This is a genomic window from Mycobacterium sp. E3298 (genome assembly GCF_001666895.1).
Classification (GTDB): Bacteria; Actinomycetota; Actinomycetes; order Mycobacteriales; family Mycobacteriaceae; genus Mycobacterium.
In genome coordinates, this window is sequence record NZ_LZJB01000189.1 from 1 (window position 1) to 778 (window position 778).

A 778-nucleotide genomic window follows, 5' to 3' on the forward strand; every position below is an offset into this window, starting at 1 on the left:
TGGTGATCGATGTCTCGGAGTCCATGGCCTCCACCGACGTCCCCCCCGACCGGCTGACCGCCGCCAAGGTGGCCGGCAAGCAGTTCGCCGACGAGCTGACGCCGGGCATCAACCTGGGCCTGGTCGGCTTCGCCGGCACGCCATACCTGCTGGTGTCGCCCACCCCGCAGCACCAGGCGACGATCGACGCGCTCAAGAAGCTCGACTTCGCCGACAGCACGGCCACCGGCGAGGCCATCTTCACCGCCCTGCACGCGGTGAGCGCCCTGGCCATCACGGGTGGCGACACCCCGCCCCCGGCCCGCATCGTGCTGCTGTCCGACGGCGGGGAGAACAAGCCGTCCAATCCCAGCGACCCGCACGACGGGGTCTACACGGCGGCGCGGCTGGCCCGGGACGAGGGGGTGCCCATCTCGACGATCTCGTTCGGCACCAAGACCGGCGAGATCGAGATGGACGGGCAGCGCGTGGCCGTCCCGGTTTCGACGGACCAGATGAAGACGATCGCCAAGCTGTCCGGCGGGCAGTCCTACACCGCCAGCAACATCGCCGAGCTCAACAAGAGCTACAACGCCATCGAGAAGGACATCGGCTATCGCACCGTGGCCGGCCTGTTCCTGAACCGCCGGCTGCCGTCCTGACGATCAGACCGGCAGCCGCCGGTTGATCAGCAGCGCCAGCGCCGTCGCGATCAAGGCGGTGATCACGCCCAGGCGCAGCCACCCGGCGCTGCCCGGCCCGGCCACGGTGCGATAGCCGATGTCCTTCTCGATGGCGT

The 778-nt window shown here is 69.5% G+C and carries 1 pseudogene; it reads left to right on the top strand.

The window, feature by feature from the left end:
* A pseudogene (locus tag A9X05_RS08850) lies at positions 1-605 on the top strand (VWA domain-containing protein); the annotation flags it as partial.
* Between the last annotated feature and the right edge of the window lie 173 nt (positions 606-778).